This is a genomic window from Streptomyces sp. NPDC059398, from assembly GCF_042751845.1.
Lineage (GTDB): Bacteria > Actinomycetota > Actinomycetes > Streptomycetales > Streptomycetaceae > Streptomyces.
The window spans coordinates 1-14,137 of the sequence record NZ_JBHYWP010000010.1 but is presented as its reverse complement, the minus strand read 5'-3'; the positions used below and the strand labels follow the sequence as shown (position 1 = coordinate 14,137).

Here is a 14,137-nt window from a genome sequence, read left to right as displayed (position 1 = left end):
GAGTAGATGAAGATCTACGTGACATCCCTCCAGCAGCCGACCCTGGACCTCTGGTCGAGGTTGCTGCCTGCAACGACGGCGATCGAGTTCGCCAACCAAAGTAGCCGCTCACTTCGGGCTGACGTGCTTGTGATGTCTGGAGTTTGGGCATTCGATCGCTATGGCGGTAGGCCGAACAGGGAGGCGGCACAGGCTTTGCCCAATTCGAAAGGCGACGGCTTGCCGGAGTGGATTGTCGTGCCGCCGTTTCGTCCGATCGTTGAACGAGATGGGGAATTCTCCATCAGGGAAGACTTCGAGCAAATAAGTCCCGCCTACTACGCCGTGCTTCAGTCCCTCAGGGCAGTTAGGGATGAATTTGGAGACTCGGCAAGCGTGGTGCTGGATCTACCAATGCTCGGGATGGATGATCCGCACGACGAGTCGACCCCGGCGTCGGTGGCTAGGGCCATCGAGGTATTTTTGAATGAATGAGCAGAAGTCCCACCGGAGGGTCATTTCGGTGGGACTTCTCGCGTGTTGACGGCAACGCTGACGGCAACGTCATCGGACGACGGCTCCTGCAAGTGGGTCGTCGGGGTCGTCGTCGGTCGGGCCAAGGGCGTTGCCCAGTGTGTCGATGGCTTGGCGTTGGAGGCGGAGCCTTACGTGGGCGTAGACGGTGGCGGTGACGCCTATGTGGGCGTGCCCGAGGAGTTCCTTGATGGCGACGAGTTCGACGCCCCGCTCCAGGAGCAGGGTCGGCGGTCGAGTGTCGGAGGTCGTGGAAGCGGATCGTCCGGAGTCCTGTCCTGTGAAGGAGGCGGCGGAAACGGCGGGTGAGGTTGGCGGGGTCGAGGGGGTTACCGGTGGGGTTGGTGAAGACGAGGCCGTTGTCCGTCCAACTCGTTCCGGCAGCTTCTTGTTCTCTTTGCTGTCGTTCCCTGTGGTTCTTGGGGGAGTTGACGCACTCGGTGGGGAGGGTAATGCGGCGTTCGGAGGCGCGGGTCTTGGTGTGAAGGATGGTCAGGCCGCCGGTAGGGGTGCGCTGGAGGGAGCGGTGGATGCTGGCGGTGCCACTGTCGAGGTCGAGGTCTTCCCAGTGCAGGCCGAGGAGTTCGCCCTTGCGGAGTCCAGTGCGCAGGACGAGTTCGTATAGCGCGTGGAGCCGGTCGTCGATGGCTGCGTGGAGGAACTGCGGGGCCTCGCTCGTTGTGAAGGGCTTGAAGCGCCGAGTGCGGGGAGCGGGGGTCTTGATGTTCCGGGCGACGTTGCGGGGCAGGTCGTCCTCGCGGACGGCGTGCTCCAGGGCGGACTTGAGGACCGAGTGTACGTGGGTCGCGGTCAGTGGGGAGAGCCGCTTGTCGCAGCACTCGCCGATGGCGCAGCACTGTCGCCGGGCAGTGTCCCTTCCCTGGTCGCAGCACTGGCAGGCGACGCGGAGGCGGTCGAGGAAGGTGCGGACGTCGCGGGCTGTGAGCCGGGCGAGCTTCTTGGCGCCGAGGCCGGGGATGAGGTGGAGGCGGACGCAGGCGGCGTAGCGGGTGTGGGTGTTCTCCCGTACCTGGTGGACGGCGACGCCGTTGAGCCAGTACGTCAGGTACGCACTGACGGTGCTGTCGGCCGGGCAGGCCGAGGTTGCTGGTGGCGATCTTCTCGGTGAGCTTGGCTAGGGCTTTCTTGCGAGTGGTGCCGTAGACGCGGATGCGCTTGCGGGTGTTGCCGGGGGCGAGGACGTAACCGGCGGCTTCCCAACGGTGGTCCTTGCGCTGGTAGACGGTTCCGTCGCCGTTGGCGCGGGAGCGGGTGTGGATGAAGTCGGTGAGGGCGTGGGTGGGGATGCGGCGGGCGCGGCCGAGGGTGATGGAGGCGAGTTGGCCGGTGCGGAGGAGGTCGTAGACGGCGGAGCGGCCGAGTTAGAGGCGGGCCATCACCTGGGGCACCGTCAGCAGATCTAGCGCCGGTGCCGCCTCTGCGTGGAGAACGGTGGACGGGAGCGAGGCCATCAGGTCCCTTCGGCCATGAACTGCCGTTCCAGTTCCTTGCGATGCCAGACGTCGGCCGCGAGGAGGGCTGCGCCGGGGCTGTAGCCCGAGCCGAGGTAGTCCCAGTGGCCGACGACGAGGGTGCTCGTCGGGTCGTGCTCAGGTAGGTTGGCGTGGGCGTGGGCCTGTTCGGTGCGCCAGGCGCGGCGGGCGTCGCGCAGCGCGCCGAGGGTGGTGGAGTAGGCGCGGGATCTGGTGGAGAAGTGGCCTCGGAAGCCGAGCATGTGGGCCCACTTCCAGAGCTTGAGATGGGCGAACTCCGGCAGGCGGCCGAGCTCCCAGCAGGTGCGGATCATCTGCCGGACGTGTCGGGCGACGGCGAGGCGGGGCAGCGGCTGGGCCTGTCCGGTGCCGTCGCAGGCTGTGCAGGGGAGCGGGGTGCCGTGGGGCAGGAGGGTGGCGCCGCGTCCCTGGCAGGGGCGGCAGAACAGGGCGCGGTCGAGGGTGCCGGAGGCTTCGGCGGACTTGGTGGCGTACTTGGCCACGTAGGCAGCAACCGCCTGATCGGTCAGTTCGGCGTCGGTGCCGAAGGCGGCGATCTCGCGTACGTCGAACTGCTGGCCCCAGCCGACTCGCTGCCGCCTCGCCCTCATGCACTACAAGCCGCTCGCCGACACCCCCGGCATCGAAGTCCACACCCACAGCACCACGCTCTACAACTCCCTCTACCGCGCCGACGACCAGCAACTCGTCAACGCCCACGTCTGGGGCGTCAACGCCTACGCAGCCCCCGTGTGGCATCTTCGCCGACACGAGACAGGCGGCATGTTCGACACCTACGCCGACAGCTTCTACGCCGTGTGGGCGACGGCAACCCCCGTAAGAGAGGAAGGCTGACCGTGGCCCGCACCGAGTACTACAACGACCCGAATGCGCCCAAGCCGAACAGCATGGTCGTCGCCGCGTCCGCCGTCGTCACCGACGACCACGGGCGCATCCTCCTCCAGCGCAGTCGCGACAACGACCTATGGGCCCTGCCCGGAGGCGGCATGGACCTCACCGACTCCCTGCCAGGCACGGCCGTCCGCGAGGTCAAAGAGGAGACCGGCCTCGACGTGGAGATCACCGGCCTGGTCGGCACCTACACCGACCCGAAATACATCATCGCCTACGCCGACGCCGAGGTCCGGCGACAGTTCAACGTCTGCTTCACCGCCCGCATCAGCGGCGGCCGGCTGGAGATCTCCGACGAGTCCACCGAGCTCCGGTTCGTGCCGCCGGAAGAGATCGAGCAGTTGCCGATGCACCACACCCAACGACTCAGGCTCCAGCACTTCCTGGAACAGCGCGAGAAGCCGTACCTGGGCTGAACCGTCTGACGGCAGTAGCGACGGCAACAACCCCGCACAACCACGGACGCCCACGCACTTCACCGGACCAGCAAACCGCACTTGAGCTGCGAAAAAGCAGGTCGAAGGCTTCGCGTAGCACACGTACTACGTGCTGGCGGGGGCTACGCCGGTTCTCGTCCATAACTGCAATGGAACAATCGACCCCAAGCTGGTGAGATTCTCGCAGGATACGGTTAGTCCGCGCTTCAGCAACGGCGAGACTATTAAGCAAACTGCGGCCGGTTTGCGTTCAGGCTATGTAAAGCCGGAGGATTTGCCGACTATGCGCCTCCACTATAAGAACGGGAACCTCCATACACTTGACAATCGGCGTTTGGTTGCCTTCCAAAAGGCTGGAATTCGGATGCCCTTCAGGATGGCCACCCCAGAAGAAGTTGCAGCTTAATCCTGGAAGTTCACGACAAAAAACGAAGGGAGGTCGATTGTGATCAATCACTTCGACCCAGTGGAGTGGGCCTCATGAGCTGGCCCGATGCACAGCTGAACGAGATCAAGTCGAAGGATGATCTTGCCGGGTACTTGCAGAATTTGGCAAGGGCCATCGGCGACGGGCGCATCGCATTGGAGAATCCTTTGACCACGGATTTCGTAGATGCTTCTGCCCGCTGGACAAGTGCGATGGACGGGTTCTTTAAGAATGTCATCGGAGAACCAGTTCCCGAGTCGCCGAGCTGGGCAATGATCGCAGCAATATTTCGGGCTGCCGTAACTTACGAGTAACGGTTGCAAAGAAACGCCTTCGAGAATTCTGTCCACGAAACGGATTACAAAATCTTCTCCGCTGAGCCCAGGGGCCCACCGGAATGTGCTTCCGGCGGGGCCCCTGGGGTGTCTGGCGGCAGTAGTTGACGGCAATGTCAGCGGACGGGTGCTGCAGGACGTGGTGGTTCGTGGCCGTCGTCGGGCCGGATGGTGGGTGGGGTCGTGGAGGGCGCGGCCGAGGGAGTCGAGAGCGTCTCGCTGGAGGCGGACGTGGCGAAGGCCAGCCTTGCGGAGAAGCACGGTGAAGGTGCGGGTGAGGTTGGTTGGTCGACCGGTGTGCCCCGCGCAGTGGCGAAAGACACGTGGTTCAAGGAATATCCATAGCGTTAGCCCTCTTCACCAGGACACCGACAAAGCCCACACGGAGCCCAGGGGGACTGCCATCACCGGCGATCTGAGCGAAGGGCTTCGAACAGCTGGCCCTTTCCCTCCGCGCCTTTCAGCCCTTGCTCGAATCCTTCAAGCCAGACCGTTTCATGCGGCCCACCACGTCGCTCCTATCTGGTGATACTACGCAGCGAATCCGATTGATCACTTAATCTGTGGGGGACTCGTGAATCGTAACGATCTGATGACTGCCCTTTTGGACACCCGGCGGGCGCTGGAGGAGCAAGTCACCACGCTTGGGGAGCGTGTTGAGACCTCGCGCCGTGAGATCACCGAGACGGTGACCACTCAGGTCAACGAGCTCCATGTTGATAACCGCGAGACACGCAGCCGCGTCAACAGCGCCTCTACGTCGCTCTCAGAGATCAACAAGTCGCTCCCCGGGCTGCGCCAGGACGTTGCCGACCTGGCGCGCGTCGTCCACGAACTACGGGCAGCGGTAGGGGAGCTCTTCGCCCGCCTGCCCGAGTCTCCGACCGCCGTCGCATATCCAGACCGAGAGCAGGCGCTGTCACCGGAGCGGCCGGAGCCTGTCCAGTCTGAACAGGGCGGGTTCGCCGACACTGGCTCCCCGTAGCAGGAGCCGGACGCCTCCGCCCCTACGGACGAAGACTCCGAGACCAGCGGTGCGGTTACGTCTGAACCTGGCCGGCCCGAGGACGGCGCCGAACCCGAGTTCGCTGCTCACCGGCGGGCCGCCACCGAGGCAGCCGCCAACGCACCAAGCTCGGAGGAAGAGCCCGGGAAGGGCGGCCTCACCGCGTCGCAAAGTCGCCTTGCCGACCATGACATCGTGCTCGCCAGGGCAGCGACCGTAGGCACGGTGCACTTGGTCTGCCACCGCGACATGTGGGACTTCATCCAGGAACACGCCGCGAACATCCCTCACTTCCGTGCCCCAGCCGCGCCCTCCGAGGAGGGACACGACCGACGGCGGATCACTCTGTCCGGCCGTTCCATCATCGGCGTGCTGATCGCCATGAGTAGCACTCGGACCAAGAGCGCGGAATACGGGAAGGACGACGGCACCTGGGCGCTGTCCGGCGCCGTGTATGAGCGGCTGGCGCATGACCTCACCACCACCAGCCGGACCGGCGCCGAACCCCTGACCGTGATTTTCGACGACGGCATCAGCGACGTCGCCGACGCTCAGTGACCTGACCGCGCCTCCGCCAGCGCCTTCTGGACTGCTGAACGCGGTCTGACCCTGCGGGAGTCTCGAAACGTTCCGCCCCTCGACAACCGCAATGCCGTGGGGCGGAACGGCCTGGGCGTGGGGACCACGCTGGCAGCTGTCGGCTCCAACCACAGCAGAGTCTGTGGGTCCGCGAGAGAGCGACGCCCGGCTGAAAGAGCTACGGGACGCATTCCACGTCAAAGGCTGGAAGCCGAGCAGGACGCGGTTCGCTCAGCCGAGGTCCGGTTCGTCGACTCGGCCGCCGCGTACCTCGCCAGGCCCTGCTCCGCTTTCCGCGGCGGAGGAGGTCTCAGCTCCAGCTGGCCGTCTGTTGGCACTCAGCACGGAGGCGGGGTCCGAGAGTAGCGGCGACGAGTTCGATTTCGAAGTGATCAGTGTTCTCCAGGTAATGGGCGTACTGCTGGGGACCGCCAGCGTACGGGCTTGCCCCGCCCTCATCCGCTGACCTCGCCGTCAACTACTGCCGTCACCCCACGCAGAAGTCCTGCAAGAACATATCTGGCGGGAATTCCTTTTCGGTGCGTTACGCGCTGGCGTCCATGTGGGAACTTCCCGGCTTTGCAGGACCTCCACCGTGGGGTGTAGAGCCGAGCGGGAAGCCGTCGTCATCTTGGGCGGCGAGGGCCCAGACGAGGAGGAATGGGTTCGCTACGACCTGACCGACGTGCACACGGGCACGGTAAGCGGCGAGATTGCCGTCGACGTGACCAACCCCTAAGAACTGGTTCCCTGGGCGACGGCTCCTGGCTCACCGACGTTCCCGACGGCATCCCCTTCCGCCGGACACGCTCAATCGAGTGTCTGGAAGCGGCGTCGTGATGTCAGTGAGTCGGACCGGCCATGGCCAACTTCCGCATGCCTCGTTCGTGCTCCAGCTGCCGTCGTCTTCCCGGGAGGATGGCCACGGCAGCAGGCTACTGCCCGCCGCAATCCGGGTAGCCGGGCGTTGCCTTAGCGGAGGTTGGTGGACGCCAACGGGACACCAGCGACCGTCACGTGCGGCTGAGCTTCCCCGGTCAGTGAGCCGCTCCGGTGGCCCCCCCCCGCGACGCCCACGCCGACGGGGTCGGCCCTCATGCCGGGCCGCCCCTGTCTGACCTGCGTGTTTGCCGAGGGCGCGAGGGGGAGCCGCGGCGCTCCTCACCGCGACCGGTGTGTCAGTTCTGGCGCCGTACGTACAGACGGTTGCCCTTCGGGCCGGTCCACTCCAGGCGTACGACGCCGGCCACCGCGGCATCGCCCGTGCGGGACGGGTCGGACCAGTAACCGGAGGCCGGATTGCGGAAGAAGGTCGCCCACAGGTCTCCGTCGCGGTCCGTGAAGAAGTTGTTGTGCCCGGCGCCCACGCCCGCGGTCCAGCGCTCGGAGTACGGTCCTTCGAAACGGTCGGCGACGGCGACGACCGCGTCGTACTGGTACTGCGTGCGGCCGGTGCCCGGCACGTCATAGGCGTAGCGGGGGCTGCCGTAGGCGTCGATCGAGGTGCGGTCCCACGCGGACTGCACCAGGTAGTACTTGCGGCCGTGCTTGAAGACGTAGGCGCCTTCGAGGTACGGCTCCGGTGTGTACGGCTTCTGCTGGAAGGCCGGGAGGTTCGTCGTCGGGACGATGTCCTCCATGTCGTCGCGGAACTTGGCGTAGAGGTTGTTGTGCAGCACCAGCCACGCGTCGGCCCCTTCCGAGAAGAGGCTGCCGTCGATGTGGAAGTACGCACCGGGTTTGATGAACGAGGGCCCGCCGATGAACGAATCGCCGAAGGGCTTTTTGAGGTTGCCTTCGGCGAGGCGGTACGGGCCCGCGACCCCGCCGTCGCTCACCAGCAGGAAGGAGCCGACCTTCTGGGAGTGGTCGCCCATGCACGCGACGAGGTACCACTTGCCGCGGAAGTAGTGCAGTTCGGGCGCCCACGCCTCGCCCCGCTTGCCGAACTGGTCGTCGTACCAGTACTCCTGCCACGGGGCGACGACCGTGCGGCCGGGACGGTTCTCGTCGACGAACTCGGGCGACCACACCTTGCCGCGCTCGGCGCCGGGGCGGAAACCGGTGGTGTCGGCCAGCCGCCAGGGGCCGTGCAGGGACCGTGCTGTCCACACGAAGATGCCGTCGTTCCAGGGGCCGGCCACCGGGAGGCCGGGCACGCGGGTGGTGCCGGTGGCGACGTAGAGCGGGCGGCCGTCGACGACGAAGCAGTTGACGTAGGTGTCGCGCATCCAGACGCGCCCCAACTCATGGTCTCTGGGGCGGAGTTCCAGGGGGAGGACGAAGGAGTTGTCCTCGCGCGGCCACAAGTCGTGGCCGGGGTCGGCGAGTCCGTACGAATCCGGCTCGGGGCGGTTCGACGGGTAGTGGCTCTTCGGGTGCGACGGTGTGTGCGCGGGCAGCGCCTCGGCGGTGGCCGTAGGCAGCGCGGCCACCCCCAGGGATCCGGCCACGCCGGTCAGTATCGACCGGCGGCCGATGTGTATTGCGTTCTCGGGTCTCTCCATCGGGCTGTCCCCTTCGTCTTCTTCATCTTCGTCGTCAAGGCTTGTGGCGGTCTGTCGGCATGCGGTTCATGGCTGTCCGGCCCCGGAGTGAGCTTCGGGGCCGTCGGATTCGAAGGCGGACAGTGTGGTGTCGTAGTCCGTCTCGACGTCGTACATCGGCGTCATCCAGTGGTAGAAATTGTCGCCACGTTCGCGGAGCAGGTCGTACAGCCGCCGGGTCAGTGCCGTGCGTACGCCGAGCAGTTCCGGCTCGTCGTAGCGGTTGTGCAGCTCGTCGGGATCGGCATCGAGGTCGTACAGCTCGTTGCAGGACTCCGGGTTGATCACCAGCTTGTGGGTTCTGGTGCGCAACATCCGCTGCGGGTACGGGAAGTGGTGACCGTGGAACTCGGCGAGGTGGTGCTCGTCCCACTGCGGGTGCTCACCCCGTACGAGGGGCAGCAGGCTGCGGCTGTCCACGGCCGGCCCGGTCGCGCTGCCCGCCAGGTCGAGGATGGTGGCGGTGCAGTCGGTGAGGGAGACGAACTCCTCGCGCACCTGGCCCCGCGGGGCACCCGGTACCTTCAGCAGACCGGGGATGCGGTAGATGTCCTCGTACATGGCAGGCCCCTTGTCGTGCAGCCGGTGGGCTCCGGTGAACTCGCCGTGGTCGGCGGTGAAGAAGACCGCCGTCTGGTCGTCGAGGCCCAGTTCACGCATGGCGTCGAGAATGCGGCCGATCTGCTCGTCGACGAGCGTGACGTAACCCCAGTAGACGGCGATCAGCTTCCGTGACTCCTCCAGCGCCATGGTGTCGAAGGCCCACAGCTTGCTGTAGTTCCGCTGGACGGCCGGTTTCGCCGCGAAGGTCTCGCCCATGGAGGCGGGCAGTTCGACCAGCCCGGGGTCGTACATGTCGTAGTACGCGTCCGGGAGGATGTACGGCAGATGGGGGCCGAAGAAGTGGGTGGCCAGGAAGAACGGTGCCCCGTCACCGTGGTCCTCCTGCGCGGCGAAGCGCTGGAGCATCTCGATGGCGCGCGTGGCGAGGTAGTACTCGAAGGTGGCTTCCACCGGCTGGTGGAGGCGGGCGGCCAGGAGGTTTCCCGGGCTGCCGTTGGGTGTGGTGCCCCGCACCGGATCCGTGATGCGGTACGGGGGCAGGCCGTTCTCCGCCAGATACGCGAGGTAGTCGGGGTGGTCCACGGGGTTGTGCCAGCCGGCCAGGTCGGGGCCCTCGAAGCCGTAGTCGGCTGCGGTGCGCCGTACGCCGCCGTGCCATTTGCCGAGCAGCCCCAGGTTGTAGCCCTCGGAGCGCAGTTGCTCGGAGAAGGTGAACTGGCCCTCGGAGAGATCCTCCAGATAGCCGACGTTACGTTCGTAGTTGGCCAGTAGTTTGTGCCGGAACGGAGCCGCCCCGGTGAGCAGGCTAGCGCGCGCCGGGGTGCAGATCGCGGTCGGGGTGTAGAACCTGTCGAACCGCGTTCCCTCGTCCGCGAGCCGGTCGAGGTTCGGGGTGTGCGTATGCGGATTGCCGTATGCGCCCAGGGTGTCCACCCGGTGCTGGTCGGTCATCAGGAAGAGCATGTTGCGGCGCACGGAGGGCCTTTCGGGTCGGTCCGGCTCGCACGCCGGCCCGGGACGGGCGGACGCATCGGACGTCGGCATTGCGGGCACGCCGCCCTGACGCCTCGACAGATGCCGCTTCGGGATGGCCGACGCGGCTTCCGGTGCGTGTGCGACTGCGTGCTCGACGGTGCCGTGCGACGCATGTTCCGGCCCGGCGGGGATTTAAGTCAAGAGGGTGAACGCAAATCGCGTGGGGGACCCCGCTGTGGACCGCGCGCACCGTTACGCGTTGCTGAAAAGGCCGCCGGGCTGGGTGCCGGGCGTGTCCGCACCATACATGTGGGCAGGTCAGGGTGGAGCCGTTGCGGCGGCTGTTGACACAGAGCGTTCATATGAACAATTTGTTTCGAGTTATTGACGAAAATACCCGGCACTCACATGCTGTCCTGCATGCACGAACAAGACGGTCCGCTGACGCGCCTCCGCCGCAGCCATGAGCAAGCGGTTCTCGGGCTGCTCCGCAGGCACGGCCCGCTGAGCCGGGCCGAGTTGGGCGATCGCAGCGGGTTGTCCCGCACCACGCTTCACGACATCCTCGCCGGACTGGTGGGTCATGGCTCCGTGGTCACCGGCACACCGCACGTCGAGGTCCGCAAGCGCGGCCGGCCGGTCGAGAAGCTCAGCCTCAATCCGGCAGCGGGCGAGGCGGTCGGCATCGACTTCGCACGCCGTTCCGTGCACGTCGCGGCCGTCAACTTCGCACACGAGGTGGTCGGTTCGTCGAGCGAGGCGCATGCCGCGGACCTGTCCTGGCCCGATCGGGTCGCTATCGCCGGACGTCTTCTCACCACGTCTGCGACCGTCCAGCTCGACGCACTCAGTGCGATCGGCGTCGGTGTGGTCGGACCGATCACCGACCCCGGCAGCGGAAACGCACGTGCGCAGGGCATCGATGGCCTGCCGGACCTGCTGCGCGAGCAGTTCGGTGTGCCGGTCCTCCTGGACAACAACACCCGGCTCGCGGCGCTCGCCGAGGCGGTGTGGGGTGCGGCGGCGGACAGCAACGACGTGCTCTACCTGCGGTTGTCACACGGCGTCGGCGGCGGGCTGGTGGTGGGCGGAGCGCTGCACCGCGGCCGTAACGGTCTGTCCGGTGAGTTCGGGCACATCACCGTGGACACGGCCGGCAGACCATGCGGCTGCGGCGGGACCGGATGTCTGGAGACCCGTGCCTCGCTCGACGCGGTTCTGCACCGCTACCGCGAAGCCGGCGGCCGGGCCGACGACATCACCGAGTTCCTCGACGCCGCCGCTGCCGGCGAACCGTCCGCCCTGGAGGTGCTGGAACGCGTCGGCAGCGAGGTCGGCGGGGTGCTGGCCGCGGTCTGCCATGCGGTCGGGCCGGGCATCGTCGTCGTCGGCGGCGAACTGGCGGAGGCCGGAACCGCGCTGTTGGAGCCGGTCGAACGAGCCCTGCGGCAGCAGCTGATGCCGATGGCCCGCCCTCATGTGGACGTACGGCGCGCGACGTTCGGCGACGCGGGCAGCGCGCTGGGCGGTATCGCCCTCGTTCTTCATGAATCCCCCCTGCTCACCCACTACCCGCAGCCCGTCCCCGAGGAGAACGCGTGAAGCCACCAGCGAGGAACCCATGGCTGTGATCGCTCCCGCCGAGAAATCCGCCGCCGAAGGGCGGCAGCAGCAACCGCGCCGTTCCCGGCACCGACCCCTGCTCCTCAACGCCGTCGCGGTGGTGGCAGGCATCGCCGTCTGGGCAGCCGTGGCCGCTCTGGGGCTGGTCGAGAACCTGCCCGCGCCGCTGGGGGTGGCGGAGAAGGCCGGCACCATGATCTCCGACGGCACCCTCGCGTCCGATACGTTCGCCAGCCTGCGCCGGGTCCTCCTCGGCTATGCCCTCGGCGTGGCGGTGGCCATCCCGGTCGGCTTCCTCATGGGCTGGTACCCCGTCGCACGTGCCCTGATCGAGCCGTACATCCAGTTCTTCCGTACCATCCCGCCACTCGCGCTCATTCCGCTGGCGGTCGTGCTGCTGGGGATCGGCGAGGTGCCGAAGATCGCCGTGATCTTCCTGGCCTCCTTCATGTCCTGCGTCCTCTCCTCGTTCCAGGGCGTCATCGACGTCGACCGCACACTCATCAACGCGGCCCGGGTGCTCGGCGCGTCGGACCGCACCATCTTCGCCAAGGTGGTCGTCCCGGCGTCCACTCCGTTCATCCTGGTGGGCATGCGGATCGGCCTCGGCGCGTCCTGGGCCACCGTGGTCGCCGCCGAACTCATCGGCGCGCAGGAGGGGTTGGGATACCGGATGCAGAAGGCGTCCACCTGGTTCGACATGGACGCGGTCTTCGTGTCCCTCATCACGATCGGCGTACTCGGGCTCGTCATGGACCGGCTGCTGCTGCTGGCCGAGCGACGTCTCACCGGCTGGCAGGAGCGACGATGAACAGCAAGATCACCCTCCGTGACGTGGTGAAGACCTTCCCGTTGAAGGGCGCGTCCTTCAGCGCGCTCGACGGAGTGAGCCTGGACATCGCGGACCAGGAGTTCGTCACGGTCGTGGGGCCGTCCGGCTGCGGCAAGTCCACCCTGATGAGCATGGTCGCAGGGCTGCAGGAGCCCGACTCGGGCACTGTCCTGGTCGACGGGGCGCCGGTGTCAGGACCCGGCCCCGACCGGGGAGTCATCTTCCAGCAGTACGCACTCTTCCCCTGGCTGACCGTACGGCAGAACGTGGAGTTCGGGCTCAGGATCGCCTCGGTGCCCGCCGCCGAACGGCACCGGCGCGCCGAGCAGGCCATCAGCCTCGTCGGTCTCAACGAGTTCGCCGAGGCCCTGCCCAAGACGCTCTCCGGCGGAATGAAACAGCGCTGCGCCATCGCCCGTGCCTATGCGGTCGACCCCCAAGTGCTGCTGATGGACGAGCCTTTCGGGGCGCTCGATGCCCTGACCCGGGTGCAGCTGCAGGACCAGCTGCTGCGGACCTGGAGCCAGGAGAAGCGCACCGTGCTGTTCATCACCCACGACGTGGACGAAGCCGTCTATCTGGCCGGCCGGGTCGTCGTCATGGCCGCCAGGCCCGGCCGTATCCATCGTGTGATCGACGTGGATCTGCCCTATCCCCGTACCGAGGAGATCCGGCTCTCGCCCGAGTTCCTGCACATCCGCAACAAAGTGTGGACTGCCGTGTACCACCAGGAAGCCCCGGCCCGGGCGGCCTGATCCGTCGTCGCAGGGCCCGCACCCGGGGCCTCCGTACCAGGAACTTCGCAGAATCGACCGGCGCACCGCCCCGAGAGGAAATTTCCGCATGCCCAGAAAGCCGATCAGGCACGCCGTCACGGCGCTGCCCCTCGCGTTCATGCTCTCGCTGTCCCTCGGCGCCTGCTCCGACAGCGCATCCGAGAACAACAGCACGGTTCGGTTCGGCTACATCGGCGACTACAACGGGGCCAGTCTGCTGGCGATCGCCGACAAGCAGGGGCTGTGGAAGAAGGCGGGCCTGACCCCACACGTGAAGTCGTTCAACAACGGTCCCGTGCAGGTCCAGGCGCTCAGCGCCGGTGACCTCGACTACGGATACATCGGCCCCGGTGCGATGTGGCTGCCGGCCTCCGGCAAGGCCAAGGTCATCGCCATCGACACCCTCACCTACGCCGACCGGGTCATCGGCCGGCCCGGCATGAACTCCATGAAGGACCTCAAGGGCAAACGGGTCGGCGTACCCGAGGGCACCTCCGGTGACATGGTCCTCAACATCGCCCTGGCGAAGGCCGGGATGAGCGTGAAGGACATCGACAAGGTCAACATGGACCCGTCCACCATCGTCTCCGCCTTCTCCTCGGGGAAGATCGACGGCGCCGGCTTCTTCTACCCCGCCATCGACACCATCAGGAAGAAAGTCCCGGGCCTTACGGAGATAGCCAGTACCAAGGAGACCGGGGGCGCCTTCCCCACCGCGTTCGTCGCCGGCACCAAGGTGCCCAAGGCGAAGAACAGCAAGGTGATCAAGGTGCTGCAGCAGGCCAACGACTGGCGCAAGCAGCACCCGGAGGAGTCCATCGCACTCACCGCCAAGATGCTCCAGGTCACCGAAGCCCAGGCCAAGTCCGACGCCTCTCATGTGGAGACCCTCTCCACCGCGGACCTGGCCGCGAAGACCAAGAGCGGTGAGGTGAACCAGTGGCTGAAGAAGCTGGGCGAGTTCTTCGTCCGGAACAAGCAGCTGGATGACAACCCGGATCCCAGCGACTACTACGAGGGCGATCTCTACGAGCAGAGCGCCGGCAAGTAGTCCTCGGCCTCCGTCGAGGTCGCCCCGGCTCATGTGGTGCGGGTGCGGCTGTGGGGCCGGTGCGTGTG

11 protein-coding genes and 4 pseudogenes are annotated in these 14,137 nt (G+C 66.6%); 10 read left to right on the top strand and 5 right to left on the bottom strand.

Annotation, left to right across the window (positions count from 1 at the left end; all coding sequences use genetic code 11):
* Window positions 1-6 precede the first annotated feature (6 nt).
* Window positions 7-474, top strand: coding sequence for a hypothetical protein (locus ACFXBC_RS05895; protein ID WP_385019122.1), 468 nt, complete (start codon window positions 7-9; stop codon window positions 472-474).
* Window positions 475-543: 69 nt separating this feature from the next.
* On the opposite strand, the pseudogene ACFXBC_RS05890 reads toward ACFXBC_RS05895, so the two are convergent.
* From ACFXBC_RS05890 to ACFXBC_RS05880, 3 pseudogenes are all read right to left on the bottom strand, one after another.
* Window positions 544-1,793 (bottom strand): annotated as a pseudogene (locus tag ACFXBC_RS05890) (tyrosine-type recombinase/integrase).
* Window positions 1,782-1,985, bottom strand: a pseudogene (locus ACFXBC_RS05885) (helix-turn-helix domain-containing protein); the annotation flags it as partial. The pseudogenes ACFXBC_RS05885 and ACFXBC_RS05890, both read right to left, overlap by 12 nt.
* Window positions 1,985-2,590: pseudogene (locus tag ACFXBC_RS05880) on the bottom strand (replication initiator); the annotation flags it as partial. The pseudogenes ACFXBC_RS05885 and ACFXBC_RS05880, both read right to left, overlap by 1 nt.
* Window positions 2,591-2,594: 4 nt before the next feature.
* Here ACFXBC_RS05880 and ACFXBC_RS05875 point away from each other — a divergent pair.
* From ACFXBC_RS05875 to ACFXBC_RS05855, 5 genes and pseudogenes are all read left to right on the top strand, one after another.
* Window positions 2,595-2,861 (top strand): annotated as a pseudogene (locus ACFXBC_RS05875) (XRE family transcriptional regulator); the annotation flags it as partial.
* 2 nt (window positions 2,862-2,863) lie between these two features.
* Window positions 2,864-3,334: an NUDIX hydrolase gene (locus ACFXBC_RS05870; protein ID WP_385019120.1), complete on the top strand. Its 471-nt coding sequence runs from the start codon at window positions 2,864-2,866 to the stop codon at window positions 3,332-3,334.
* 501 nt (window positions 3,335-3,835) lie between these two features.
* Window positions 3,836-4,096 (top strand): hypothetical protein, encoded by a 261-nt coding sequence (locus ACFXBC_RS05865; RefSeq protein WP_385019118.1) that lies wholly within the window; start codon window positions 3,836-3,838, stop codon window positions 4,094-4,096.
* Between the two features lie 595 nt (window positions 4,097-4,691).
* Window positions 4,692-5,102 carry a hypothetical protein gene (locus ACFXBC_RS05860; RefSeq protein WP_385019116.1) on the top strand — a complete coding sequence of 137 codons (411 nt, stop codon included), beginning with the start codon at window positions 4,692-4,694 and terminating at the stop codon, window positions 5,100-5,102.
* 216 nt (window positions 5,103-5,318) lie between these two features.
* Window positions 5,319-5,681 (top strand): hypothetical protein, encoded by a 363-nt coding sequence (locus ACFXBC_RS05855; protein ID WP_385019114.1) that lies wholly within the window; start codon window positions 5,319-5,321, stop codon window positions 5,679-5,681.
* Window positions 5,682-6,880: 1,199 nt separating this feature from the next.
* On the opposite strand, the gene ACFXBC_RS05850 is transcribed toward ACFXBC_RS05855, so the two are convergent.
* Window positions 6,881-8,209 carry a family 43 glycosylhydrolase gene (locus ACFXBC_RS05850; RefSeq protein ID WP_385019112.1) on the bottom strand — a complete coding sequence of 443 codons (1,329 nt, stop codon included), beginning with the start codon at window positions 8,207-8,209 and terminating at the stop codon, window positions 6,881-6,883.
* Window positions 8,210-8,275: 66 nt separating this feature from the next.
* Window positions 8,276-9,763, bottom strand: coding sequence for a sulfatase-like hydrolase/transferase (locus ACFXBC_RS05845; RefSeq protein ID WP_385019110.1), 1,488 nt, complete (start codon window positions 9,761-9,763; stop codon window positions 8,276-8,278).
* 432 nt (window positions 9,764-10,195) lie between these two features.
* Here ACFXBC_RS05845 and ACFXBC_RS05840 point away from each other — a divergent pair, with 432 nt between their 5' ends.
* The 4 genes from ACFXBC_RS05840 (at window position 10,196) to ACFXBC_RS05825 (ending at window position 14,069) form a co-directional block, all read left to right on the top strand.
* Window positions 10,196-11,389, top strand: coding sequence for an ROK family protein (locus ACFXBC_RS05840; RefSeq protein WP_385019108.1), 1,194 nt, complete (start codon window positions 10,196-10,198; stop codon window positions 11,387-11,389).
* A 19-nt stretch (window positions 11,390-11,408) separates the two neighbouring features.
* Window positions 11,409-12,221 carry an ABC transporter permease gene (locus ACFXBC_RS05835; RefSeq protein ID WP_385019106.1) on the top strand — a complete coding sequence of 271 codons (813 nt, stop codon included), beginning with the start codon at window positions 11,409-11,411 and terminating at the stop codon, window positions 12,219-12,221.
* Window positions 12,218-12,997 carry an ABC transporter ATP-binding protein gene (locus tag ACFXBC_RS05830; RefSeq protein WP_385019104.1) on the top strand — a complete coding sequence of 260 codons (780 nt, stop codon included), beginning with the start codon at window positions 12,218-12,220 and terminating at the stop codon, window positions 12,995-12,997. The genes ACFXBC_RS05835 and ACFXBC_RS05830 overlap by 4 nt, the downstream gene beginning before the upstream one ends.
* 88 nt (window positions 12,998-13,085) lie before the next feature.
* Window positions 13,086-14,069, top strand: coding sequence for an aliphatic sulfonate ABC transporter substrate-binding protein (locus tag ACFXBC_RS05825; protein ID WP_385019102.1), 984 nt, complete (start codon window positions 13,086-13,088; stop codon window positions 14,067-14,069).
* The last annotated feature ends 68 nt before the right edge of the window (window positions 14,070-14,137 follow it).